The sequence below is a fragment of the Hydrogenophaga sp. NH-16 genome (assembly GCF_004006415.1).
GTDB classification, from domain to species: Bacteria; Pseudomonadota; Gammaproteobacteria; order Burkholderiales; family Burkholderiaceae_C; genus Hydrogenophaga; species Hydrogenophaga pseudoflava.
In genome coordinates, this window is the sequence record NZ_CP029344.1 from 2,120,175 (window position 1) to 2,144,587 (window position 24,413).

A 24,413-nucleotide genomic window follows, 5' to 3' on the forward strand; every position below is an offset into this window, starting at 1 on the left:
TCAGTAGTTCCGCTTGGCGGAGAGTTCCGCGAACAGGTCCCCGTAGATGCGGTACCGGTTGGGGGCGATGGTGTCGTCCCAGGTGCCCTGGCCCTGCACCTTGGCGCGCACGCCGCAGCCGGGTTCGTGCAGGTGGGTGCAGTTGTAGAACCTGCATGCGCCAAGCGCGGCGCGCAGATCGGGCATGAGGCTGGCCAACCGGGTCGCCTCGATGTGGTTCAGACCGAATTCCTGGAAGCCGGGCGAATCGATCAGTGCGGTGGTGCGCGACGTGTCGACCCAATACCAGGTGGTGCTGGTGGTCGTGTGTTTGCCCGAGTTCAGGGCGCGCGAGATCTCCCCCGTCTGTGCCTGGGCCTGGGGCACCAGGCGGTTGACGAGGGTGCTCTTGCCGACACCGGACGGACCGAGCACCAGGGTCGTCTTGCCCTCCAGCCGCTGCACGAGCGCGTCCAGGCCAGACGAGGCATCGTCTTCACCCTTGAGCCGCAGCGGCAGCACGGTCAGGCCCATGGCCCGGTACGGTGCCAGCCGGTCCCAGGCGCGCTCGAACAGGGTGCCGAGATCGGCCTTGTTGAGCACGATCAGAGGTGCGATGCCCTCGGCTTCGGCGGCGACCAGTGCGCGCGCCAGCTGATGTTCGGAGAACTCCGGCTCGGCCGCCAGCAGCACCAGCACCTGATCGAGGTTGGCGGCGAACGACTTGGTGCGCAGCTCGTCCTGGCGGTAGAAGAGGTTGATCCGTGGCTCGACCCGCTCGATGCTGCCTTCGTCCCCGGTGGGCATCCAGCGCACCCGGTCGCCCACCACGGCCTGGCTCTTTTTGCCTCGGGGATGGCAGATGCGGCGTTGCCCGTCCGGGCTCTCGACCAGGCAGTGCCGTCCGTGGGCGGCAACCACCAGTCCGATGTCGATGGAGCCCTCGGACTCCGGCGCCCGGCCCGCGGCATCCGCACGCGAGCGGGAGTGGGGCGAGTGGTTCATGCGGCCGCACCCTGCAGGCGCGCGATGCGCTCGCTGGCGGGCGGGTGCGAGTAGTAGAAGCGGGCGAACACCGGGTCGGGGGTGAGGGTGCTGGCGTTGTCCTTGTAGAGCTTGAGCAGCGCGCTGGCCAGGTCGTGGCCGTCGGTGTGGGCGCAGGCGTATGCGTCGGCCTCGAACTCGTGGCGGCGCGAGAGCTGCGCCAGCAGCGGCGAGAGGAAGTAGGTGAACAGCGGCACCACCATCAGGAACAGCAGCAGCGCCAGCGCGTCGTTGGGGGCTTCCAGCGACGGCACCACGCCCAGCCCGGTGTAGAACCAGGCCTGCCTTGACACCCAGCCCAGCACCGCAAAGCCCACCAGGCTGAGCGCGAACATCAGCACGGTGCGCTGCAGGATGTGGCGCCGCTTGTAATGGCCCAGCTCATGCGCCAGCACCGCGTCGATCTCCGGCGGCGCGAGCTGCTTGAGCAGGGTGTCAAAGAACACCACGCGCTTGGCGGCACCGAAACCGGTGAAGTAGGCGTTGGCGTGGGCGCTGCGCTTGCTGCCGTCCATCACGAACAGGCCCTTGGCCGCGAAGCCGCAGCGCTTCATCAGGTCGTTCACGCGCGCCTTGAGCGTCTCGTCCTGCAGCGGTTCGAACTTGTTGAACAGAGGGGCAATCAGCGTGGGGTAGAGCACCAGCAGCAGCAGGTTGAACACCATCCAGGCGCCCCAGGCCCAGAGCCACCAGTTGGGGCCGGCAGCGCCCATGAGCCACAGCACCAGCGCCGCAATGGGCAGTCCGATCAGCCCGCCGACCACGGCACCCTTGAGCAGATCGCCGAGCCACAGACCCAGACTCATCTTGTTGAATCCGAAACGCTCTTCCAGCCGGAACGTGGACCACCAGCCCAGGGGCAGGGTCAGCGCCGCGCCGATGAGCGTGAACGCGCCCAGCAAGGCGAGCTGCTGCCACATGCCAGGCGCCATCCACTGCAGCAGCAGCTGGTTGAGCGCATGCAGTCCACCCAGCAAGGTCCAGCCCAGCAGCAGGGCGGCTTCAACGCCTGATTCGAGCATGCCAAAGCGGGCCTTGGCGACGGTGTAGTCGGCGGCCTTGCGGTGGGCATCCAGTCCGATGTTGGCAGCGAACGGATCGGGGACCCGGTCGCGGTGGCGGACCACGTGGCGGATCTGCCGGCTGGCGAGCACCGTGCGGACGATCAGTCCGCCCACGAGCAAGGCACAGAAAAGGTAGGTGAAGGCGAGGGCGCTGCTGTCCATGGCGAGAGTCTATCGAAGCCGCGCCACGGCTGCCGCGCAGGGGCATGGCGGTCATGGGTGAAAATCGGCGCATGAGCCAAGACCACCTCAACACGGCCGCCGTGGCCGCCGACACCCCTGTGCCTACCCTGAGCAAGAGCGACCAGAACCTGGTCTGGCTCGATTGCGAGATGAGTGGGCTTGACCCTGAAAAGGAACGCCTGCTGGAGATCGCTGTGGTGGTCACGGGCCCCAACCTGGAGCCCCGGGTGGAAGGCCCGGTGTTTGCCATCCACCAGAGCGACGCGGTCCTCAATGGCATGGACGCCTGGAACAAGGGCACCCACGGCAAGAGCGGCCTGATCGACAAGGTCAAGGCCAGCACCGTCGACGAGGAGCAGGCCCAGGCCGAGCTCCTGGCCTTCATCGGCCAGTACGTGCCGAAAAATGGTTCTCCCATGTGCGGCAACAGCATCGGACAGGACCGGCGTTTTCTGGTGAAGTACATGCCCAAGCTGGAGGCGTACTTCCACTACCGCAACCTGGACGTGAGCACTGTCAAAGAACTGGCCAAGCGCTGGAAGCCTGCGGTCTACGACAGCTTCAAGAAACACCAGAGGCACACGGCGCTGGCCGATGTGCACGAGTCCATCGACGAGCTGGCCCACTACCGCGAGCACTTCCTCCGGGTGGACTGATCAGCGGCAGACAACAAAAAAGGGCCTCCGGCCCTTTTTTGTTGTCTGCCGGAAGACTCCGAACTGGCTCAGAACACCGTGAGGCTGAACCAGTAGGCCACCGCAGCCACGAAGGCCGACGCCGGGATGGTCAGCACCCAGGCCCAGACGATGTTGCCCGCGACCCCCCAGCGCACCGCGCTGGCGCGCTGCACCGAACCCACGCCAACGATCGCGCCGGTGATGGTGTGGGTGGTCGACACGGGGATGCCCAGCGCCGTGGCCAGGAAAAGCGTCATTGCGCCCCCGGTTTCGGCACAGAAGCCGCCCACCGGCTTGAGCTTGGTGATCTTCTGGCCCATGGTGCGCACAATGCGCCAGCCACCGAACATGGTGCCCAGGCCGATGGCCGCGTAGCACGACACGATGGTCCAGGTCGGCGGCGACTTGTCGGCCGATGACGCGTAGCCGGTGGCTATAAGAAGCATCCAGATGATGCCGATCGTCTTCTGCGCATCGTTGCCGCCGTGGCCGAGGCTGTAGGCGCCGGCCGAAACCAGCTGCAACCGCCGGAACCAGCCATCGACCTTGAGCGGCCGCGTGCGGCGGAATACCCAGGCCACCAGGACCATCATCAGCGAGCCCAGGATGAAACCCAGCAGGGGCGAGACGAAGATGAACGCCACGGTGCGCAGCACGCCGGTGGCGATCAGCGCACCAGCGCCGGCCTTGGCAATCACGGCGCCAACGATGCCGCCGATGAGCGCGTGAGAGGAGCTGCTGGGGATGCCGTAGTACCAGGTGATCAGGTTCCAGGTGATCGCCCCGCTGAGGGCGCCGAACACCACGTGCGTGTCGATCACCGAGGGGTCGGCGATGCCCTTGCCCACGGTGGCTGCCACGCTGAGCTTGAAGATGAAGATGGCAACGAAGTTGAAAAAGGCGGCGAACACCACCGCTTGCCCGGGTTTGAGCACGCCGGTGGAAACGATGGTCGCGATCGAGTTGGCGGCGTCATGAAACCCGTTCATGAAGTCGAAGATCAGCGCCAGCGCCACCAGCATGACCACGACCCAGAGGGCCGCCTGAACGGTCGTCATGGCAGGACCCTTCCGATCAGGAGTTTTCGAGGACGATGCCCTCGATGAGGTTGGCGACGTCCTCGCACTTGTCGGTGATGGTTTCCAGCAACTCGTAGATCGCCTTGAGCTTGATCACCTCGCGCACTTCCGGCTCCTCTCGGAACAGCTTGCTCATGGCCGAGCGCATGACGCGGTCGGCGTCCGATTCGAGGCGGTCGATTTCTTCGCAGGTCTTGACGGCGGCTTCGGCTGTCTTGGGCTCGTTGACGTCCTTGAGCAGGCTGATGGCGTGCTTGAGCCGTTCGCAGCACTTGACGCTCAGGTCGGTCAGCCGCGAGATCTCGTCGGTCATGTGCCGCACGTCGTACAGCGCCATGGTTTCTGCCGAGTCCTGGATCAGGTCGGCCACGTCGTCCATGGTGTTGATCAGCGAGTGAATCTGCTCGCGGTCGATCGGCGTGATGAAGGTGGTGTGCAGCAGGCGGTTGACCTCGTGGGTGATGCGGTCGGCCGCGCGTTCGGCGTGGTCCACCTCCTGGTTGTATTTGTCCCTCAGGAGCGGGTCGCTGTAGTGGGCCACCAGCTGCGAAAACGCATGCGCGGCCTTGACGATCTGTTCGGCGTGCTGGTTGAACAGCTCAAAAAAATTGCCCTCTTTGGGCAACAGCTTGCCAAAAAACATGGCGTCTCCGGTGGTGGAATGTGAAAGAGATGTGACGCACAGGCGTCGAATCGGAGGATTTTAGCCGCCGGCACTTTTGCCAAAGGACACGCGTGGGGCCCGCGCAGCACCGGCGCGTCCCAATAACTTGGGGAAAACCCCGATTCGTGCCATAATCACAGGCTGCCCTTCTACGAGAAGGGCGGATTTGTGCATCTGCCTCACACAAGAGGCCTCCCGAATGCCCGCCGGCATCGTCAAACGACGCCAAGGCCGGACACGGACGAGGCCACTCGCTGAGCTCGCCGGAGACCCTCCGGCCTGTCCCGCGCGGTACCGTTTGTGGTTGATGTTTTGTAACCACGAACGGATCAGACACCTGCGGGTTCCGGCCAATGGCCGGCATTTCCGATGGCCTGTTCTGTTCAATGACGCCCCTTGTGGCGCCAGGACGAACATGAGCGACGCTTTTGAAGATCGCGGCGAATTCACGCCCGAAATTTCCTCCAACGAACTGCTGGCCGATGCGCCCGTGGCCACGGAACCCAATGCTTTCGAGCTGCTGGGGCTGGCTCCGGAACTGGTGCGCGCGGTGGCCGATCTGGGCTACACCCAGCCCACCCAGGTGCAGTCGATGGTCATTCCCAAGGCCATCCGTCAGGAGCACCAGGCCGACGAACGTTATGCCGACCTGATGGTGTCCAGCCAGACGGGCAGCGGCAAGACGGCAGCCTTCCTGCTGCCGGTGCTGCACACCCTGCTCAAGCAGCAGGACGCGCGGGCCGAGGCCGAGCGCCTGGCTTTCGAGAAGGAAACCGCCGAGGCGCTGGCCGCCGGCAAACCGGCCCCCAAGCGCGCCAAACGCAAGGACCCGACCAACCCCCGCAACTTCAAGGCCGCCACGCCCGGCGCGCTCGTGCTGTGCCCGACCCGCGAGCTCGCGCAGCAGGTGGCGCACGATGCCATCGACCTGGTGCGCCACTGCCGTGGCCTGCGCATCGCCAACGTGGTCGGCGGCATGCCGTACCAGCTTCAGATCGCCAGGCTGCAGAACGCCGACCTCGTGGTCGCCACGCCGGGCCGTCTGCTGGACCTGCAGCGATCGCAGCAGCTCAAGCTGGACCAGGTGCAGTTCCTGGTGGTCGACGAAGCCGACCGCATGCTGGACCTGGGTTTCTCGGACGACCTGGCCGAAGTCAACCAGCTCACCAGCCAGCGCGACCAGACCATGATGTTCTCGGCCACCTTCGCGCCGCGCATCCAGCAGCTGGCGCTGCGTGTGATGCACGATGGCGGCAAGCACGTGCAGAAGGTGCAGATCGACAGCCCGCAGGAAAAGCACGCCAACATCAAGCAGGTTCTGTTCTGGGCCGACAACGCCGAGCACAAGCGCAAGCTGCTGGACCACTGGCTGCGCGACGCATCGATCAACCAGGCTGTGGTGTTCTGCAGCACCCAGGTGGAGTGCGATGGCCTGGCCACCGACCTCCAGCAGACCGGCTTCCATGCCGTGGCCCTGCACGGTGCCCTGAGCCAGGGGCTGCGCAACCGGCGCCTGATGGCGCTGCGCAGCGGACAGGTCCAGATCCTGGTGGCAACCGACGTCGCCGCTCGCGGCATCGATGTGCCGACCATCACGCACGTCTTCAACTTCGGCCTGCCCATGAAGGCAGAGGACTACACCCACCGCATCGGCCGTACCGGCCGCGCCGGGCGCGATGGTCTGGCCGTGACGTTCGCCGAATTCCGCGACCGCCGCAAGATCGGCGACATCGAGGCCTACACCCGCCAGCGCATCGCTGTGGAGGTGGTGCCCGGTTTGGAGCCGCGCCAGCGCCCGCCGCAACCCGAGTTCAATGGCCGCGGTCGCCCAGGTGGTGGCCGTCCGGGCAACGACCGTTTCCAGCGCCCCTCCGGCGACCGCTTTGGTGGTGACCGTTTCGGCGGCGACCGCCGTCCGGCGCCGCGTGGCCCCCGCGTCGAAGGGCGCTTCGACGCGCCGCGCTTCGAAGGCCGCGACACCGCGCCGCGCGGCGATGTGCGTTTCGACAGCCGTCCGGACCAGCGCCGCGATCACGCGCCCGCGCGCGGCTTCGGCAAGCCCCAGGGTGGAGCAGGCAACTGGGGGCGCGGTGACGCCGGTGCGTCCCGTCCGGCCGGCCCGCGCCGCCAGCCGCGCTGAGCTCGGTCAGTGCGTCTTCTTGAACATCAGCGGCGCCAGCCGCTCGATGTAGAACGCTGCGGCACCTGTGGACAGGTGTCCGTAGTCGTAGGAGAGTGGCTGCGTGGCGTCTTCTGACAGACGGGTCAGGCATCCCTGGGCGTTGCAGAAGAAGTCCATTCCCGAGATGAATTCGATGCCCATCTTTCGGGCACGCTCGCGCATGATCTCGGTCGCCCTGCGCACCTCCGGGTCCAGAAAGGCCTCATCCAGTCGCAGGGGTGGACGGGCTTGCACAAGTCCTTTTTTCCATTCCTCCAGCAGGATCTGAGGCAGGTGCTTCCTCCAGTAGGGGACGGCGCCCAGCAAGATGATGCGGGGCACACCCGCCTGTTGAATCTGCTCCACTGTGGCTTCGAGGTTGCGCAGGTCGTAGCGCTTGTTGTGCCACCACGAGTAGAGGATCACGATGTCGGGCTTGGTGTCCCGGATCGCCTGGATGTTGGCATCGTTGATGCTTCTGCACAGCGGCCGGGGCTCGATGCCCAGCACCGACGGACAGATGGCGGCGGTGCGTTCCGCCAGACCGAATTCGTAGCGACCTGATTCCTTCAGCGCCTTGAAGCCCGGGTACAGTGATCCCGCGTGTGAATCCCCCCAGAGGAAGACCAGCGGCCGTTTCTGTTCGATGCAGAAAGGCTTGTAGTGAGACGGAGGCAGGCGGTAGTCCAGCATGCAGTCCTTGTCCCGCCATCCATCGACCACGGCCGACCGGCCGCCTGTGGACATGAGGTGGCGCACCAGCTCGGGAATGCGCTGCTCGAACCCGTTGTTGCGGTGGATGGCGAAGCCGGCGACCGCAACCAGGCACAGGCCCACGCAGAGGGCGGTGATGACCACCGTTCCATTCATGCGCCCGATGCGGGTCGGCTTCTCGATGAACCGGTGGGTCGCCCACGCCAGGACAAAGGCCAGCGCCATCCACGCCAGCGGCCGCTCCCAGCCTGGCTCGCCCATGGATTTGAGGTGGGAAAAGGACTGCAGCGGCCAGTGCCACAGGTATAGCGGGTAGCTGATGAGGCCGATCCCCACCAAGGGCTTGCTCGACAGCACGACCCGGTTGAGCCAGCCCGAGGGGCCCGCTGCGATCAGCAGTGCTGTTCCGAGGGTGGGCAGCAGCGCCCGCCAGCCGGCAGGTGCCGTCTCTGGCGCGATGTTCATCAGCGCCAGCGTCAGCAGGGTCGCTCCGATCCAGGCGAGCGCATTCGGGTGCCCGACAGCCACGTTTGCATGCCTCGTACTCAGCAACGCCCCGACCAGCAGCGACAGGAGCAGGGCCGATGACGGGTCGAACGCTGCTGCAGTCTGGTCGTGCGCCAGATGCAGAAGGACGGACAGCAGCAGCGCGGCAATAGTCCAGCACATCGCGTTCATGTGCCAGCTGTGAAGCGCCCACATTGCAAGAGGCCACAGCAGGCAGAACAGCACCCACATGCTCAGTGGCCAGAGATGCAGCAGCGGCTTGCTGGCAGACCCTGCAGCAAAAGAGCCAGGCTCTGCCGTCAGGTTGGGAACGAAGGTGCTGCCTGCCACGACCTGCTGGCCCAGTTGGCGGTAGTCGGCCGGTACCAACAGGAACCAGCCTGCGACCAGCACCGCGGCCAGCACCAGAAGCAGCGCTGGGACGAGGTGTCTGATGCGCCGTGCGTAAAAATCGCCAGGGCTGAACCCCGGGCTCTGCAGCTCTGACAGGACGCTTGAGCTGATCAGGTAGCCGGAAACGACAAAAAAGACGCCGAGGCCTGCAAAACCCCCACCGAGGACGTCGGGAAAGGCCTGGTGGAACACCATGGACACCACCGCAACCGCCTTCAGACCATCAAGGTCGGGGCGGTGCGGGGCGATACGGGCTTCGGCAGACATGGGCTGGCGGCTGAGCCGGTGGCGCCAGGGGACGGCTCTGGGCCGAGGTGGTCTGCATCCAGGTCTTCAGGGCCCGGATGCCCGGCGATCAAGCGTACAGCTGGCGGGCGATGGTGTGCGCCAGAGAGTCGGGCAACTCGACGTCGTCGAACATCAGCATCTGCCCGGCACTCACCGCGCGGGTCAGCACGGCGTTCTGGATCATGCCGATGGGGACGTGACCCTTGACGTCCGCGATGCGGGCGGCCTCGCCACGCACCTGGAACCCGCCGATGGCGCGGTCGATGCACGTGCCCGCGGGCATGTCGTGTTTGGCGATGCCCACGATGGAGACCGTTGGGCTGCTGGAGTTGTTCAGCAGCACGCCACCGCCGTGGAGCACCCGCCGCACGGTCTTGATGATTTCGTACTGGCAGAGGTGGAACGGACGCACCAGCACATAGTAGGGGCCGTCGCCCAGTTTTAGGTAGTTCAGCGCCTTCCACTCGGACTTGTCGTGCGTACCGACCACGAAGACCCCGGCATTGCCCGGCGCGAGCACATAGTCCGAAATGGCCTGCCCACGCTCGGCGGCCCCACGCGCCAGTTCGATGGCCGCCTTGGTGACGTCGGTGGCCTTGGGGCCTTCCATGCCCTGGCGCGTGATCGTGCCGCCGAAGCCGTTGGCCACCAGGGCCTGTTCGATCTGGATCTTGGTGCCGTCGGTGAACGAGGTGGTCTGCTCGACGCTGATGCCCTGCTTGCCGGCCCAGTACGCCATTTCTTCGGGCGTCGGGTGGTGGTTCAGGAAGCCCTTCATGTTGCCGTACACGAGGGGCTTGAAGCCCATCATCACCGCCTCTTCGCGCAGGGCGGCGATCGAGCCGGGCTGGTCGCCTTCCGCCTCGGTGAGCAGACCCTTGTCGGCGAAGTAGGAGCCGGTGGTGACGTGGAACTCGGAGTTCATCGTGACGACCGGCTTGCCGGCCTTCAACGCGATGTCGATGATGCGTGTGGCGTGCAGCACGTCACCGCTGCATTCGACAATCAGGTCGGACTTGTCCAGGAGTTCCTGCTCCGAGTGCGTGAAGCGGTCGGTGCAGGGAAATCCTTCGACGCTGGCAGCAGGGCGCCGGGTGAGCACGGCGCTCAGGGTCAGGTCGGTGGCGTGGTTGTGCAGCAGCCTGGCAAAGCCGCTGGCAATGAAGCCGGTTCCAACCAGACCGATGCGTTTTTGGGGGCTGTTCATGGTGTGTGATGACAATGGTTTGTGAGGCCGCTCAGACGCTGTAGCGCAGGCGGCTGTCGGATTCCTGCCCCGGCTCTTGCGGCGCGTAGCCGGACACCAGCTCGGTAAGGAGTTCCTTGGTGCCTTCGACGTTCCGCTGTTCGAGCAAGGACTCCAGCTGCTGCAGCTTCTCCAGCAGGACAGGCCAGGCGACGAATTCTTCGTGGGCCTTCATGATGCGGGGATGGGAGGTCGGGCGCGGGTTGTTTCCGATCAGGAGTTCCTCGAACAGCTTCTCGCCCGGGCGCAGACCCGTGATCTCGATCTCGATGTCGCCTTCGGGGTTGTTCTCGTCGCGCACGCAGAGGCCCGAGAGCTCGATCATCCGGGTGGCGAGGTCCATGATCTTGACGGGATCGCCCATGTCCAGCACGAACACGTCGCCGCCCTTGGCCATGGCACCTGCCTGGATCACCAGCTGGGCGGCCTCGGGAATGGTCATGAAATAGCGCGTGATGTCCGGGTGGGTGAGTGTGATGGGGCCACCATCGCGGATCTGGCGCCGGAACTTGGGAACCACCGAGCCGGAGGAGCCCAGCACGTTGCCGAAGCGGACCATCGAGAAACGCGTTTTCGGAGCTGTGGCGGCCAGCGCCTGCAGCGCCATTTCCGCCAGGCGCTTGGATGCGCCCATGATGTTGGTCGGGCGCACCGCCTTGTCGGTGCTGATGAGCACGAAGTCGCTCACGCCGTGCTCCGCCGCCGCCCTGGCGGCGGTGAGGGTGCCCAGCGTGTTGTTGCGGATGCCTTCGATCGGGTTGTGCTCCACCAGGGGCACGTGCTTGTAGGCGGCCGCGTGGTAGACGGTGTCGGGTTTCCAGTCGGCGAAGATCTCGTTGAGCCGCTGCGCGTCCCGCACCGAGGCCAGCACCGGCACCAGCAGGGTGGTGTTGTCTTCGATCTTCTCCTGCAGTTCCTGCTGGATCTCGTACAGCGCAAACTCACTTTGTTCAATCAGCACCAGCGTGCTCGGGTTGACCGAGAGGATCTGGCGGCACAGTTCGCTGCCGATGGAGCCGCCGGCCCCGGTCACCAGCACCACCTTGTCGGTGATGTTGCGTCCCAGCAGGATGTGGTTGGGTGCCACCGGTTCGCGCCCGAGCAGGTCGTCAATGTCCAGTTCACGCAGGTCGGACGTACTGACCATGCCCTGCGCCAGTTCGCTGACCGCGGGCAGGGTGCGCACCTGAACGTGGGCGCGCAACATCTTCGCGATCATTTCGTTGCGTCGGTGGCGGCTGACCGAAGGGATGGCGAGCAGGACGGTGCTGACTTGCAGCGAGGTCACCAGACCCGGCAGGTCGGCGGGGCTGTAGATCGACAGACCGTTGAGCACATGACCATGCAGCCGGTCGTCGTCGTCCAGAAACCCCACCACCCGCATCTCGTGGCTGTTGGTCATGGCCGCCGCCAACTGGCGTCCGGCGTTGCCGGCGCCGTAGATCAGCACCCTGGGCAGGGCCACCATCCGCAACTGATTGCGATAAAGACCTCCAAGCCAGAAGCGTGCCAGCATGCGCGACGCGCCGACGGTCAGCAGCAGCAGCATCGGTTGGATCAGACCCACCGTTCGGGGCACGCCGTCCACACCGTAGGCGGTGAACACCGTGGCAAACAGCAGACCGTATACCGCTGTCGCTTTCAGGATGGTCTGCAGTGCGGAGAGACCGGTGTAGCGGAAAATGGCCCGGTAGAAACCATTGACCACAAAGATGGGCAGCGCGAGCAGCAGCGACACGCCAACGGCCCACATGGGTTGCCAGTAGCTGTCGCCCGACAGCTTGACCCACTCGCCCAGGCGCAGGTAGTACGACAGCCAGACTGTGAGAATGCACAGTGCAGCGTCCACCGACAGCACCACCACCCGCTTGGCAGGGCGGGGCATGGCCAGAATGGGCTGTGCGAATCGGTTCAGCATCGTGTGGGCGTCGAATCGTGTGTCAGTGGGTCACCCCGTCGCGGCGCAGCACGCGCCACGCCGTGAGGAAAATGATCTTCAGGTCCAGTCCCAGCGACCTCTTCTGCAGGTACTCGGCATCCAGCCGGACTTTCTCGGGAATCGGCAACTCGTCCCGACCGTGGATCTGGGCCCAGCCCGTCAAGCCGGGGACCAGCCGGTGAACACCGGCCTCGGTGCGCAAGGCGATCAGATCGTCCTGGTTGAACAGGGCGGGGCGAGGCCCCACCAGACTCATGTCGCCTTTCAGGATGCTCCAGAGCTGTGGAAGCTCGTCCAGACTGGTTTTTCGCAGAAAGGAGCCCACTGGCGTCAGATACCGGTCGGGATCTGACAGCAGGTGGGTGGCCACGGCGGGCGTGTCCAGTCGCATGCTGCGAAATTTGGGCATCTTGAAAATGCGGTTGTCCCGGCCGATGCGATCACTCCAGTAGAGGGCGGGACCGGGTGAGGTCCAACGAACCACCAAGGCGATCAACCCGATGGGCAGCAGCAGGATGGCGGCCGCGCACAGCGCAAAGAACAGGTCGAAGGCGCGTTTCATGCCATCACATCCTGTACCGCGAGACGCAGGCCCTGCTCCACCGTTAACCGGGGCGTCCAGCCTAAAACCTGTCTAGTATGCCCGATGTCGACCTGCAGCGATCCGATCAGTCGGTCGATTTGAGGGCCCCGACCCAGCAATTTTCCCGCCATGCGCAGCCAGGCAACAGGCACCGGCCACAGCCGTGCGGGCCGGCCCATTGCACGCGCGAGTGCGCGCACCAGGTCCGGCGTTGAAAGATCCTGACCGTCCGATGCCAGGAAGGTGTGTCCTGCGGCGGCCGGCTGTTCCACACAGAGGAGCAGCAGATCGGTCAGGTTGTCCAGCGCCAAAAGCGAGCGCCGGTTGTCTACAGCGCCCAGCGGAAGCGGCGTGCCGCGGGCCACCGCGTTCATGAGTTTGAGGAAGTTGGCCTTCACCCCGGGGCCGTAGACCAGGGGTGGCCGGACCACCACCAGTTCAAGGCCGGTTCTTCCGGCCACCTCGTGAAGGGCCTGTTCGGCCTCCCATTTCGACTGACCGTAGGCATCTTCGGGCGCTGGCGCCGTGCCAGACGTGAACGGGTGACCCGGCACAGTGCGCTCTCCATGCACCTTGAGTGAACTCAGGAACACCAGCCGGCGAACGCCCGCAGCCGCCGCAGCGATGGCCAGGGACCGGCTGCCCTCCACATTGACCCGCCGGTAGGACTGCAACGGGTCAGGGTCGGTGTCCTGCACCATGTGTACCCGGGCGGCGCAATGGACCACGCAGTCGACCCCCTGCAGGCTCTGGCCCCAGTCGGTTCCTGGTCCCAGGTCTCCAACGGCCCAGGTGTCTTCTTCGCCGGACGCGGAGCGTGTGATGGCCCGGACAGAGAATCCGCAGGCCTTCAGGTGCTGGCAAAGGGCGCGCCCGACAAAACCGTGGGCGCCGGTGACGGCCACGATCACGGTCATTGCGGCCGGCGGTCCCGGTTCTCCAGCGTCAGCGAGCGGACCTCTTCCATCAGCTTGCGGTTGGCCGACAGCAGGTCGGCCACAAAAGCGATCAGGATGGTCTGGAAGCCGATGATCAGCAGCGAACTGGCCAGGATCAGGGACTGGATGTGGCCATCGTAGTCAACGGTCAGCCACTTGTAGAGGAACCGCAGGCCAATGATGAAGCCCAGCGTGAACAGCGCGATGCCTATGCTGGCGAAGAAGCGAAACGGACGGTAGATCACGAACACCCGGATGATCGTGACGATGCTGCGCTGGATGTAGGAGGCGATGCTCTTGACCAAGCGCGATGGGCGGAGATCACCGTTGACGCGGATCGGCACCGAGGTGATGGCCATGTTCTTCTGGCCCGCCTGGATGATGGTTTCCAGGGTGTAGGTGTAGTCGGAGAACACCGTCAGCCGGCGTGCGGCGGCGCGGCTCATGGCGCGGAAGCCGCTTGGGGCGTCCGGAATGCTGGTCTTGCTGGCCACCCGCACCACCCAGCTGCCCAGCTTCTGCAGCAGTTTCTTGATCGGGCTGAAGTGCTCGATGGCGGCGATGGGGCGGGCGCCGATCACGATGTCTGCCTTGCCTTCCAGGATCGGACGGGTCAGCGCCGGAATGTCATCGGCGTTGTACTGGTTGTCGGCGTCGGTGTTGACGATCACATCGGCGCCGTGCTCCAGGCAGGCCTGCAGGCCGTTCATGAAACCGCGCGCGAGGCCCTGGTTGCGGGTGTGGCGCACCACGTGGTCGACGCCGTGGGCCAGCGCGACTTCGACGGTGTTGTCCGTGCAGCCATCATCGATGATGAGCCACTCGACCTTGTCGAAGCCTGGCACCTCGCGCGGCAGGGCGGCCAGGGCAATGCCCAGGGTGGCGGCTTCGTTGTAGCAGGGGATCTGGATGATAAGTTTCAAGAGGAACTCCGTGGATGGTGACGGCGTGTATCGGTGTCGTGCCGGCGGATCATTGCGGGCACAGGTCGTTCTTCAGTGGGCCCACGCTGCCGTCGCGGTACTCGGCCAGCAGCCGGACATCGCACGGCTTCAGGGTGGTCGGCAAGCGTCGAGCGGTGAAGGCGAACCCGGTGTTCAGTGCTCGTTGTGTGCCCAGGGCGGCGGCGACATCGTCGCGCTTGATCAGCACTGGCACGGACGAAACGAACTCGTCTCCGGCCAGGATCCAGAGGCGCTGGGCCTGATCGCCCAGTGTGGTGTCATAGACCCAGCCTTTGGCCCGCAACTCCCCATTGGCCAGCGTGAGTGTTTCCACATTGCCTTCGGTGGTGAGGCGCCGGGGGAGACGGACCGACATCGCTTCGAGCCCGTTGCGGTCGGCGTATCCGATGTTGCGGGGCAGCTCCTGCAGGGCCTGGTGCTGTTTGAGCAGCACCTGAGGAGCAGAGGCCCAGAACACCACGAGTGCGCTGGCTGCAAAGAGGGTGGTGACCGTCTGTTTGAACCAGCCGGGCTGGCAGAGCACGAAGAACGGGAACCACAACACCGGCAGCAGGTACATGTAGTAGCGCGGCTGCAGACCCGAGAGCACGCCATTGACCAGGTAGGCGCGGTAGCCGAACACCACGTGGACAACGACGGTGCCCAAGGTGGCCAGGGCCATGGCATCGAACAGCCGGACGGCCATGCGGTTGGAGGTCAACAGGGGCGTGCTGAAGCGCACCACCAGCCAGCCCACAATGGGCAGGCAGACCATCGTGTAGAACACCGGCTGCCAGCGGTCTCCGATGGGGGTGATGCTCAGGTGCGACATGATGCCGTGCAGCCGCCGCCACATCGAACCGACATATTCCCTGACATAGCCGGCCAGATCGAGCGGTTCGGCGGGTGGTGTGCTGCCATAGAGCCTGCCGGGCGATGGGAAAACACCCCCGTGCTGGAGCAGGGTGTAGACGTAGTAGCCGCCCACAACAACGGAGAAGACAGCCAGGTGGGGCCAGTAGCTGCGGACCAGCACCACCGGATGGATGCGCCGGAAATTGCGCATTCCCCAGGCGCCGAGGAGCAGGATCATGAAGACGATGCCTGTGGCCTTGGTGAGGAACACAATCAACAGGCCGACCAGCAGCACGACCGGCGCCAAGGCATCTGGCCCATTGCGGGCGGGATTGGCCATGCGCGCCAGTCCGTAGAAGCCCATGGTCATGCCCAGGTACAGCAGGGTGTCGTTGGAGACACTGCCGGCGATGTACGAGAACATTGGCACGCCGGCGCAGGCAAACAGCAGCAGCGCGGTGATGCCTTGTGTCAGCCTCAGTTCCCGGGCCATCAGCACCACGAAAGCCAAGCCCAGTCCCACGAAACCGACACCGATCAGCCGGAAGATCAGGTAGTCCGTCTTCGGATGGAGGGCGAACAGCTTGCCGGCCACGCCCAGGGCACTGTAGTACAGCGGTGGATGACCCAGGTAGTTGGCCTGGGTGAACCCCATGATCTTTCCGTCGCTGTAGTTCGGCAGAGCCTGCGGCGAGCGGATGCTGTCGTTGATGTACGACAGGTGGGGCATCTCGTCCGGCGGATAGCTCAGCGGCGAATGGCTGGCCATGACCACGCCCTGCAGGATCACGAACACGAGCATGAATAGCGCCAGCGGCATGCCCGTCCAGATGTTCAGCCCTTGGCGGAGGCTGTGGAGGAAGCGTTGGAACATGCGTGGGTACCCTGAGGTCAGGCCGGCTCGCCGTGGCGAACGCGGGGAGGCCAGGCGAGACCGAAGTCCTCGTGATCCAGCGAGAGATTGGGACTGTAAGCCGGGTCGCGGGCCATCATGGCGGGCCAGCGCTTCCACATGTAGTCCACTTCCTTCTGGAATCGGGCTTTCTTCTCCAGGGTGTCTTCGTAGCCCCGGGTGGCCGACTCGTGGTGGAAGAGCAGGGCGTGCGGCGTGAACAGGTTGCGCAGGCCCATTTCGGCGAACCGCAGGCAGAGGTCCACGTCGTTGCAGGCGACCTTGAGGTTGACCTCGTCGAACCCACCCGCCTGGTCAAAGTGCTTTTTCTGCACCGCCATGCAGGCGCCGGTGACGGCGCTGAAGTTGCTTGCCAGCGAGGCCCGACCGACGTAGCCGTGCGCGTACAGGGAGAAGCCCTTGTGGGCATGGCCTGCCCAGCCCCTTACTCCCAGTACGACGCCGGCATGCTGGATGGTGGAGTTGGGGTACAGGAGCTTGGCACCCACGGCGCCGATGCCCGGACGGCAGGCCTGGCTCACCAGCTCCTCCAGCCAGTCGTGCGAGATCACCTCGATGTCGTTGTTGAGGAAGCACAGCACGTCCCCGGTGGCCTGTGAGGCGCCCAGGTTGTTGATGGCCGAGTAGCTGAACGGAGAATCGTCGCGGATGACCCGGAAGTTGGGCGTTTGGGCCTGTTCGGCAAAGTACGCCAGCGCCTCGGGGTCGTCCGAGCCGTTGTCCATCAGCAGGATTTCGTAGTTCTTGTAGGTGGACTTGTCCCGGATGCTCTCCACGCACGTCCTGACCAGGTCCACCGCGTTGCGGGTCGGGATGATGATGCTGACCTTCGGCGCCGGCTTGGGCAGCCGGTGGCGCGCGCGGTACCCATGGCCGATGAACTGCGCCCGGGCGTTGATGCCCATCCGCTTGTAGTGGTCGTTGAGCGCACGTTCGCCAGCGAGCATGGCGTAGGGCTTGATGTTCAGGTCGGCCGTGGCGGTGCTGCCGGCATGGGCCCGCCAGTGGTAGAGGATGAACGGCACATGGACGATCTGGTCCGCTTTCACCTTTTCGATCACCCTCAGAACGAGGTCGTAGTCCTGGGCGCCCGCATAGGCTTCACGCAGGCCACCCACCTTGCGCATGAGGTCGCCACGGTAGAAAGCCAGGTGGGTGACCAGGTTGTGCGAATAGAACAGGTCTGGGTTCCAGTCGGTCTTGAAGTAAGGGTCGTACCGCTTGCCGTTCTCGTCGAGCTTGTCTTCGTCCGAGTACAGCATCCGCGCGTCGGGATGGTGGGCAATGGCCTTGACCATGTACAGCAGGGCGTGTGCCGGCAGCACATCGTCGTGGTCCAGAAAGGTGATCCAGTCGCCGGAGGCCAGGGCCAGCGCACTGTTGGTGGCCGCCGAGATGTGCCCGTTGGTGTCGCGGAAGGTCACCTTGATCCGGGGGTCTTCGGCCATCCACTGTTCCAGGAAGGGACGAACCTCGGGGTCGGTGGATGCATCGTCTGCGATGCACAGCTCCCAGCGCGGATACAGCTGTTCCTGGACAGATCTGATCGCCTGCCCCAGCCAGTCGAGATTGGCGTTGTAAGTCGGCATCACAACCGACACGAGAGGTCCGTTGGCCATGGATGCTGCTTCCCGCCTCAGCTGCTCAAGCGACGCGCTGTCCAGCGTGTCGTAGCGCCGCACCCATTCCTTGTAGTCCCGGGGGTCGAACGCCTTCGGGGCGTGGTCCGTCACTTCGGCAGTGACCACGGCGGCTTCTTGGGCAGCGTTCGCGTGCAGTGCCTGTCTGAGGGCCATGGACACGCCTTTGCCAGCCGCCAGTGCCTCGCGAAACACCCGCACCGAGTACTTCACGTCTTGCGACAGCACGCTGATTCGCCGCAGCGGCGCTGTAACGCGCCAGCTGGTGGACTGGTACAGGTTCTGGATGTGGGCCGCATGCGCCTTGGCTGCTTCTTCGTGCGCCAGAACCCGCTGGGTCAGCGTCATCACCTGGTGCTGTGCGGACACCAACTGCAGGTTGCGGTCGGTGTAATCCTGCAGCAGGTCCACGAGCTGCTGCTCGCGGTCTTTGAGTTCTTCGGCAAGCCTGGCGCACTCGTCTTCCGGCGACAGCAGTTTGGAAGACCCGGTCATGGTGGACGTGTCGTGTTCGGACATTGTGGTTTCTTCAGATCAGATGGGCTTGGCGCAGCTCGCGCAGTCGAAGGCGGTAGGCCTCTGCCACCGCGCGCGAGGAGTAGTGCTGGCGAATATTGTCCTGTGCCTTCTGCACCAGACGAGCTGCCTCCTGTCTGTGCTCGACCAGACGCCGCATTTGCTCGGCGGCCTGGGTGACGTCCGGATCGCACCAGTATTGCCCCTGGTGAAAGATGTAGTCCTTGGAGGTGAGGGCCACCAGTGGCCCCTGAACCAGGTAGCTGGTCTCCGGGGTGCAGAAGTCGGCGTTGCCCGAGAACGCCGTGGTGACCGTGGGTATTCCCAGCAGCATCGATTCGGCAATGACGCGGCCGAAGCCTTCAGATCGGTGCAGGGACAAGTAGGCGTTGCAGGACGACATGAGCTGCACGAGTTCGACCCGCTGCATGGTCCGGTCAATCACGGACACTCGCGGGTCGCCACCGATTTCCTGCTCGATGGTCTGCCACGCCTCAGTAGTCCTGTCGAGGTTGATGGCCTTGATCACTAACCCAACTCCCTGGTCGGTCCGAAATGCTTTCTTGAATGCTTGCACCGCTGCCAGAGGGTTTTTTCTGGACAACCACGAGTTCCCGTCGAACATGACCAGGAAGAGAAAACGGTTGTTGGGCAGGCCAAACAACGAACGGTTCGGCGCAGGGCTGTCGGGCAGTTCGACGGCCAGGGGCATCTTGCGGACTGGTTTGTCCGTCCTGTTTGCGAACGCTTGCCGGACGAAATCGCTGTACACCCACAGCTCGTCCACCGAGTCGATCACCCCCGCCAGGTGGTCCGGCCAGACCGGCAGTTCCCAGTGCCAGCCACCGATGTTGTAGGTGCCAGAGTCCAGCAGCGTGCGGCCGCCCTCCATCCCCAGCCGGATGGTCTCGGTGGGTGGCAGGCAGTACAGGGAGACCGGCCACTGAGGTCGCTCGACGATGTGGTCGTCAAGGGAAAAATCCGCCTTCTGCGGGCCAGGCATCGGGGCATCGATCACGGCGAACGGGATACCGGCAAGGCGGGCAGACTGGGCTGCCATGCGAACGTCCTCTGCGATACCGATCACACTGCGCGCATACCCGACGATGTTCATTCCCGGTTGCTCGTCCAGCGGGTTATGGAACAACGATTCCAGAGGGCCGTACTCGCGGACCCCGTGAGCAGCCCACCACGCCAGCAGGGCATCGCACCCCGTCGGCTGGCTGAGATCGAACGCCTGTCGAAGGTCGGCTCGCGACGAGAAGACACGGAAAGGCACGTAGGGCAGAGGCTTGGCGCAGCGGCCATTTTCGGGCGCGCAGGCATCGAACGAGGTGGCCACCTGATGGAGGTGTTGCCTCAGGTCAGTCAGCCACATCAAAGACCAGGAGGGGACGCCAAACTCCGCACAACCACTGCGCAGCCACCACGCCAGACCGTTGAACCAGTTGTCTTCAGTGAGGGGCGCGAAGCGGGATTTGTCCAGGTCGCTGCGTCCATCCACGATCAGGGACAGAAAGCGTGGCCAGGGCAGACGGCCCTGCACATGCCAGTCGAGTGCATTCAGGTCACTGGCCAGACTCCATCGGACGCGCAAGTGTTCGAGGTGTCCGAAGTGGAACCACCAACGAAGGAACCCGATGCGGCCCTCGTCGGAGCGGATGTCATGAGAAGCCTGCAGATCCGGGCGGTCGTTCCAGATCAGTTGCAGTGGAAGCGGCAGCGCCTCTTTGAACGCGGCTGTGTCAATGTCTGTATGGCGGCTGTATGCCTCGAATCCCGGCATCAGGTCGAGCTGGGTGGGCCAGTTTCCCTGAAGAGCGCTGGACAGCCCGGTGCCGCCGTCTGCAAGAAACCGGGAGACGTCGTATTCACCCAGGTGAGTCATGTCCCCTGTGGTCAGGCGCCACTCCAGCTCCGGGTATTCGCGGTGAAGCCTGCTTTCCCAAAAGGCATAGAGGGCTATGCGGTCTGTCAGGCGGGCGAGATCCAGATGCCGCAGGTCAGGGCGGATCGCCGCCATGGCCTGGAGTCCCGCAGGCACGCTCAAGTGCCGGTCAGTTTGGTCCGAGGGAGCCCGTGCTGACCACGCGGTATGAGAAGACACTGGGGGATCCTGTAAGGGGCGCATAGACATGACCACACCAACCAGCGGCCAACCTGCAATTATAGGTTGCGCACCTACGCGAACCTGTAAGCCGGCTCCAGGCTTCAGAGTGGCGCAGGCCGCGCTTGGGTGGCGTGTGCCTGGATCATGGCGGACAGGCACTCGGTGAGTGGGTAGACCGGCAACGGGCCGATGCACCCGATCAGCTTGTCGGGAGCGCCGCACAGGCGATGGACCTCGCTCGCGCGGACGAAGGCCGGGTTGACCCGGACAGCGATGTCGTGACCGGTGAGGTTCTTGAGAGTGTCAAGCACCCGCTGCAGACTGAAAGCGGTCCCTGTGCACACGTTGTAGATCTGCCCTGGCTCACCGTGGACAAGCAGCCGGAGATAGGCTTCGCAGACCATGCGCACGTCGTTGAACTCCCGCTCAACGTGAAGGTTGCCCAGTTCAATGACTGGCGCCCGGCGCGCGAAATGATCGACCATCTTGGGAACGAGGAATGACGTGGCTTGTCCTGGGCCGGTGTAGTTGAACGGGCGGCATACCACGATGGGTAGCCGGTCAGCGAACGTCATGGCCAGCTGCTCCATCGCCAGCTTGCTGGCCGCATAGTGGTTCACAGGTGCGGGTGGCTGGTTTTCGGAGATGGGCGATCGGGGGCTGTTGCCGTAGACGTTGGCGCTGCTGGCGATGAGCAGCTTCCGCGGTTGTACCGAGGCTGGCAGTGCATCGAATGCCTTGAGCAAATTCGTCGTGCCCACGGTATTGACCGCATAAAAGGCCGATTCGTCGGCATGCCCAACAAAGCTGATAGCGGCCAGGTGGACAAGCGCATCACAGGGGGCGGTGCACTCGATGGCACGCCTCACTGCGGAAGCGTTGGTCAGGTCGACGGAGCAGTCGACGATCTCGTGTCCGTACTGTTTTGCCAGTTGACCGAAATGCAGTCCTGTGAATCCGGACGCACCTGTCAGCAGAATGCGCATCAGAACGACATCCCGGTCCGGTTGCGGCGCAGATCCGCCTCCACCATCATCTGGCACAGCTGCTCGAGGGTGGTTTGAGGCTCCCAGCCCAGCGTAGCCTTCGCGTGTGCGGGATTACCGATCAGCAACTCCACTTCGGCTGGGCGATAGAACCTGGGGTTGATGCGCATCACGGTCTTGCCGGTCGCTGCATCCACCGCCGTTTCTCCCTCGGCCTGTCCGCGGAAGTCCACCTCGATCCCGGCACCCTTGAAGGCCAGGCGCACGAAGTCGCGCACGGTCTCGGTGCGATTGGTGGCCAGAACGAAGGTGTCAGGCTGGTTGGCCTGCAGCATGCGCCACATGCCCTCGACATACTCTTTGGCATAGCCCCAGTCGCGCTTGGCGTCCAGATTGCCCAGTTCCATGCAGTCAAGCTGTCCGAGCTTGATCTTGGCCACTGCATCGGTGATCTTGCGGGTGACGAATTCGCGGCCGCGAAGCGGGCTTTCGTGGTTGAACAGGATGCCGCTGCTGCCGAAGATGTCGTAGCTCTCGCGGTAGTTGATGGTCATCCAGTGGGCATAGAGCTTGGCCACACCATAGGGGCTGCGCGGGTAGAACGGCGTGCTTTCGGTCTGCGGAATCGTCTGCACCTTGCCGAACATTTCGGAGGTGCTGGCCTGGTAGAAGCGGATCTTTCGGTTGATGAGGCGGATCGCTTCGAGCAGGTTGACGGCTCCGAGGCCGGTGATCTGGGCCGTTGTGGTGGGCTGGTCGAAGCTCACGCCGACGAAGCTCTGCGCAGCGAGGTTGTAGATCTCGTCGGGTTGGACCTTTTGCACCAGCGCGATGCTGGCGCCCAGGTCGGTCAGGTCGTACTCGACCAGGTGCAGGTTGGGGTGGTTCTGGATGCCCAGTTCCTCGATGCGCCAGAAGTTGACGGAACTTGTGCGGCGGTAGGTGCCATGCACGGCGTAACCCTTGTTCAGCAGCAGCTCTGCGAGGTAGGCGCCGTCCTGCCCGGTGATGCCGGTGATGATGGCGGTTTTCATGCCCTTAATCCGTTGTCTAGAGAGCTTGACATGTGGATTCCAATCATTTCGAGCCGGCGATCGAACTTGCGTTCCCAGCAGCATGCATGAACATTTTCGGTGTCTGGATTGATGTTCAGCCACACTGTAGGTGTTGGCTTGCCCGCTTGACGGGAGAGCCTGTCTTCGGGGTAACTCATAGCGACACCGTGAATGTTCGTGGGAGGTACGGATTATCCGGTCGAATGCCGTGTCACACTATTCCCGACCGCTGCTTCTGAGCGGCTTGGGCAAGCGAGGGCTCTTCAACTACGGCTGCGGCCTCTTCTTTGAGGTTCTTTTGCCATTTCCGTTTGGGAGAAGAGATGATGCGCCCAGTAAGTTTCGATTCTGCTCAAAAAAGTTCAAGTCTTCGACTGACTCCCGCTGGGGTTGAAAGCTGCCAATGAAGCTTGTTTCCGTTGTCCTTTCCGGTGGTGCAGGTACCCGTCTATGGCCAGTGTCGCGCCAAGCCTATCCAAAACCGTTCATGAGGCTTGGTGGACGAACCCTTTTGGAACAGGCGATCAACCGCGGTCAGGCCTGTGGCACAGACCACCTGATTGTGGTGACCAACCATGATCATTTGTTCCTGACGCAGGGTTTGCTGGCGGAGATGTCGGGCCCGCCCCTCCCTCATTACCTGCTTGAACCCAAGGGGCGCAACACTGCGCCGGCTATTGCGCTCGCCGCGCTGGCTTGCCAGAAGCTGCACGGCGACGATGCCGTGATGCTGGTACTGCCTGCCGACCACCTGATTCCCGACACCAAGTCCTTTGTGGCCAATGCGCGGGAAGCAGCCTACCGCGCACGAGACGGACACCTGGTGGTATTCGGCATCCAGCCCACCGGTCCGGAAACTGGCTTCGGCTACATCGAGGTCGCCCAGATTGGCCGCCAGGCGCAACCGGTGCTGCAGTTCGTCGAGAAGCCGGACCTGGTCACCGCGCAGGAGTACTTGGCCACCGGCCGCTACTACTGGAACAGCGGCATGTTCTGCTTCACCGCCAGGAGCATCCTGGAGGCCTTCGAAGTACATGCGCCAGATGTGCTAACAACTGCGCGGAAAGTGATGGATGGTGGCCACACCACGGCATTGCCCCCCACAGGTGCCGTGGGAGCGGCGCAGGTGACACGCTTTGATGCCTATACCTTTGGCCTGCAACCCGACATCAGCGTCGACTATGCGGTGATGGAAAGAGCGGGCAATGTCATGCTCGTGCCAGCCCGCTTCGGCTGGAGCGACGTGGGCGCGTGGCCCTCGGTTGCTTCGGCGCACCCTGCGGACGCCGCCGGAAACACCATCGGCATCACCGAAGACATCCACTGGGCGGCTGTCGATACCACAGGCACCCATGTACATGTGGAAAGCCATGGACACAAGGTGATCGCTACTGTCGGTGTCAAGGATCTGGTGGTGGTGGACACGCCCGACGCTCTGCTGGTGGCCAGCAAGGAACAGGCCCAGAAAGTCAAACGTGTGGTCGAGATGCTCAAGGAACGGCACCCCGACAGCGCCGCACACCAGACCACCATGTTGCCTGCTGCTGTGCAGCGTCCGTGGGGCACCTTTGCCACACTCAAGGAAGAGACTCACTACAAGGTCAAGCGCATTACGGTTCGCCCCGGCCAGAGTCTGAGCCTCCAGTATCACCACAAACGGGCCGAGCACTGGGTAGTTGTTGAGGGGCACGCTCTAGTCCAGATCGGAAAATCCGAGTTCACCACTCACGCGGGGGAGTACCGGTTCATCCCTCTGAAGGAGCGCCATCGCCTGACCAATGTCGGCGAGGGGGAACTGGTGCTTATCGAAGTGCAGTGCGGCAGCTATTTGGGAGAGGATGATATTGTTCGCTTGGCTGATGTGTACGGTAGGATATGACCGAGGCAGGTCAGTTTGAAGCAGACTTCCCCAGTTCCTGATGACGTTCCCCCGGA

18 protein-coding genes are annotated in these 24,413 nt (G+C 64.0%); 3 read left to right on the forward strand and 15 right to left on the reverse strand.

The genetic code is table 11. The features are described from left to right. The gene (gene rsgA, locus DD542_RS10325) at positions 1 to 984 is read right to left on the reverse strand and encodes a ribosome small subunit-dependent GTPase A (protein WP_127805565.1); all 984 of its coding nucleotides are present in this window, start codon (positions 982 to 984) and stop codon (positions 1 to 3) included. After that, positions 981 to 2,249: a M48 family metallopeptidase gene (locus tag DD542_RS10330; protein WP_127805567.1), complete on the reverse strand. Its 1,269-nt coding sequence runs from the start codon at positions 2,247 to 2,249 to the stop codon at positions 981 to 983. Before DD542_RS10330 ends, rsgA begins: the two co-directional genes overlap by 4 nt. Positions 2,250 to 2,320: 71 nt before the next feature. Between DD542_RS10330 and orn the strand changes: the two genes are divergently transcribed. Next, a complete protein-coding gene (orn, locus tag DD542_RS10335) occupies positions 2,321 to 2,926 on the forward strand; it encodes an oligoribonuclease (RefSeq protein ID WP_127805569.1) in 606 nt (201 codons plus the stop codon). A 68-nt stretch (positions 2,927 to 2,994) separates the two neighbouring features. On the opposite strand, the gene DD542_RS10340 is transcribed toward orn, so the two are convergent. Continuing rightward, positions 2,995 to 4,005: an inorganic phosphate transporter gene (locus tag DD542_RS10340; RefSeq protein ID WP_066158128.1), complete on the reverse strand. Its 1,011-nt coding sequence runs from the start codon at positions 4,003 to 4,005 to the stop codon at positions 2,995 to 2,997. Between the two features lie 16 nt (positions 4,006 to 4,021). Then, positions 4,022 to 4,669: a DUF47 domain-containing protein gene (locus tag DD542_RS10345; RefSeq protein ID WP_066158130.1), complete on the reverse strand. Its 648-nt coding sequence runs from the start codon at positions 4,667 to 4,669 to the stop codon at positions 4,022 to 4,024. Positions 4,670 to 5,105: 436 nt separating this feature from the next. On the opposite strand from DD542_RS10345, the gene DD542_RS10350 reads away from it, so the two are divergent. Continuing rightward, positions 5,106 to 6,830, forward strand: a complete 1,725-nt coding sequence (locus DD542_RS10350) for a DEAD/DEAH box helicase (protein WP_127805571.1) — start codon at positions 5,106 to 5,108, stop codon at positions 6,828 to 6,830. Between the two features lie 6 nt (positions 6,831 to 6,836). Here the strand turns inward: DD542_RS10350 and DD542_RS10355 are convergent, their stop codons facing one another. The 11 genes from DD542_RS10355 to gmd form a co-directional block, all read right to left on the reverse strand. Then, positions 6,837 to 8,732 (reverse strand): acyltransferase family protein, encoded by a 1,896-nt coding sequence (locus tag DD542_RS10355; RefSeq protein WP_127805573.1) that lies wholly within the window; start codon positions 8,730 to 8,732, stop codon positions 6,837 to 6,839. A gap of 88 nt (positions 8,733 to 8,820) precedes the next feature. Beyond that, positions 8,821 to 9,960, reverse strand: a complete 1,140-nt coding sequence (locus tag DD542_RS10360; protein ID WP_127805575.1) for an NAD(P)-dependent oxidoreductase — start codon at positions 9,958 to 9,960, stop codon at positions 8,821 to 8,823. 31 nt (positions 9,961 to 9,991) lie between these two features. Continuing rightward, positions 9,992 to 11,917, reverse strand: coding sequence for a nucleoside-diphosphate sugar epimerase/dehydratase (locus tag DD542_RS10365; RefSeq protein ID WP_079365351.1), 1,926 nt, complete (start codon positions 11,915 to 11,917; stop codon positions 9,992 to 9,994). A gap of 22 nt (positions 11,918 to 11,939) precedes the next feature. Next, positions 11,940 to 12,500, reverse strand: a complete 561-nt coding sequence (locus DD542_RS10370; RefSeq protein ID WP_066254014.1) for a sugar transferase — start codon at positions 12,498 to 12,500, stop codon at positions 11,940 to 11,942. Continuing rightward, positions 12,497 to 13,438, reverse strand: a complete 942-nt coding sequence (locus DD542_RS10375) for an SDR family oxidoreductase (RefSeq protein ID WP_127805577.1) — start codon at positions 13,436 to 13,438, stop codon at positions 12,497 to 12,499. The genes DD542_RS10370 and DD542_RS10375 overlap by 4 nt, the downstream gene beginning before the upstream one ends. After that, complete coding sequence (locus DD542_RS10380; protein WP_127805579.1) at positions 13,435 to 14,382, reverse strand: glycosyltransferase family 2 protein; 948 nt, start codon at positions 14,380 to 14,382, stop codon at positions 13,435 to 13,437. Before DD542_RS10380 ends, DD542_RS10375 begins: the two co-directional genes overlap by 4 nt. Before the next feature lie 49 nt (positions 14,383 to 14,431). Then, positions 14,432 to 16,132, reverse strand: a complete 1,701-nt coding sequence (locus DD542_RS10385) for a DUF2142 domain-containing protein (RefSeq protein WP_127805581.1) — start codon at positions 16,130 to 16,132, stop codon at positions 14,432 to 14,434. Between the two features lie 17 nt (positions 16,133 to 16,149). Next, entirely contained in the window at positions 16,150 to 18,330 is a 2,181-nt protein-coding gene (locus tag DD542_RS10390) for a glycosyltransferase family 2 protein (RefSeq protein ID WP_241559745.1), read from the reverse strand. A gap of 10 nt (positions 18,331 to 18,340) precedes the next feature. Next, positions 18,341 to 20,350: a glycosyltransferase family 4 protein gene (locus tag DD542_RS10395; protein ID WP_164868380.1), complete on the reverse strand. Its 2,010-nt coding sequence runs from the start codon at positions 20,348 to 20,350 to the stop codon at positions 18,341 to 18,343. Between the two features lie 188 nt (positions 20,351 to 20,538). After that, positions 20,539 to 21,423 (reverse strand): NAD-dependent epimerase/dehydratase family protein, encoded by an 885-nt coding sequence (locus tag DD542_RS10400; protein ID WP_127805585.1) that lies wholly within the window; start codon positions 21,421 to 21,423, stop codon positions 20,539 to 20,541. Then, positions 21,423 to 22,457 carry a GDP-mannose 4,6-dehydratase gene (gene gmd / locus DD542_RS10405; protein WP_127805587.1) on the reverse strand — a complete coding sequence of 345 codons (1,035 nt, stop codon included), beginning with the start codon at positions 22,455 to 22,457 and terminating at the stop codon, positions 21,423 to 21,425. The genes DD542_RS10400 and gmd overlap by 1 nt, the downstream gene beginning before the upstream one ends. Before the next feature lie 424 nt (positions 22,458 to 22,881). Here gmd and DD542_RS10410 point away from each other — a divergent pair, with 424 nt between their 5' ends. After that, the gene (locus DD542_RS10410) at positions 22,882 to 24,357 is read left to right on the forward strand and encodes a mannose-1-phosphate guanylyltransferase/mannose-6-phosphate isomerase (protein WP_127805589.1); all 1,476 of its coding nucleotides are present in this window, start codon (positions 22,882 to 22,884) and stop codon (positions 24,355 to 24,357) included. Positions 24,358 to 24,413: the final 56 nt, after the last annotated feature.

Excerpts from the sequence above, each read along its gene's own strand:
- rsgA (WP_127805565.1), bottom strand. The coding sequence starts at position 984 with ATGAACCACTCGCCCCACTCCCGCTCGCGTGCGGATGCCGCGGGCCGG.
- DD542_RS10375 (WP_127805577.1), bottom strand. The coding sequence starts at position 13,438 with ATGACCGTGATCGTGGCCGTCACCGGCGCCCACGGTTTTGTCGGGCGC.
- orn (WP_127805569.1), top strand. The coding sequence starts at position 2,321 with ATGAGCCAAGACCACCTCAACACGGCCGCCGTGGCCGCCGACACCCCT.
- DD542_RS10385 (WP_127805581.1), bottom strand. The coding sequence starts at position 16,132 with ATGTTCCAACGCTTCCTCCACAGCCTCCGCCAAGGGCTGAACATCTGG.
- DD542_RS10365 (WP_079365351.1), bottom strand. The coding sequence starts at position 11,917 with ATGCTGAACCGATTCGCACAGCCCATTCTGGCCATGCCCCGCCCTGCC.
- DD542_RS10345 (WP_066158130.1), bottom strand. The coding sequence starts at position 4,669 with ATGTTTTTTGGCAAGCTGTTGCCCAAAGAGGGCAATTTTTTTGAGCTG.
- DD542_RS10360 (WP_127805575.1), bottom strand. The coding sequence starts at position 9,960 with ATGAACAGCCCCCAAAAACGCATCGGTCTGGTTGGAACCGGCTTCATT.
- DD542_RS10370 (WP_066254014.1), bottom strand. The coding sequence starts at position 12,500 with ATGAAACGCGCCTTCGACCTGTTCTTTGCGCTGTGCGCGGCCGCCATC.
- gmd (WP_127805587.1), bottom strand. The coding sequence starts at position 22,457 with ATGAAAACCGCCATCATCACCGGCATCACCGGGCAGGACGGCGCCTAC.
- DD542_RS10330 (WP_127805567.1), bottom strand. The coding sequence starts at position 2,249 with ATGGACAGCAGCGCCCTCGCCTTCACCTACCTTTTCTGTGCCTTGCTC.
- DD542_RS10390 (WP_241559745.1), bottom strand. The coding sequence starts at position 18,330 with ATGTCCGAACACGACACGTCCACCATGACCGGGTCTTCCAAACTGCTG.
- DD542_RS10350 (WP_127805571.1), top strand. The coding sequence starts at position 5,106 with ATGAGCGACGCTTTTGAAGATCGCGGCGAATTCACGCCCGAAATTTCC.
- DD542_RS10410 (WP_127805589.1), top strand. The coding sequence starts at position 22,882 with ATGAAGCTTGTTTCCGTTGTCCTTTCCGGTGGTGCAGGTACCCGTCTA.
- DD542_RS10395 (WP_164868380.1), bottom strand. The coding sequence starts at position 20,350 with ATGGCGGCGATCCGCCCTGACCTGCGGCATCTGGATCTCGCCCGCCTG.
- DD542_RS10340 (WP_066158128.1), bottom strand. The coding sequence starts at position 4,005 with ATGACGACCGTTCAGGCGGCCCTCTGGGTCGTGGTCATGCTGGTGGCG.
- DD542_RS10355 (WP_127805573.1), bottom strand. The coding sequence starts at position 8,732 with ATGTCTGCCGAAGCCCGTATCGCCCCGCACCGCCCCGACCTTGATGGT.
- DD542_RS10400 (WP_127805585.1), bottom strand. The coding sequence starts at position 21,423 with ATGCGCATTCTGCTGACAGGTGCGTCCGGATTCACAGGACTGCATTTC.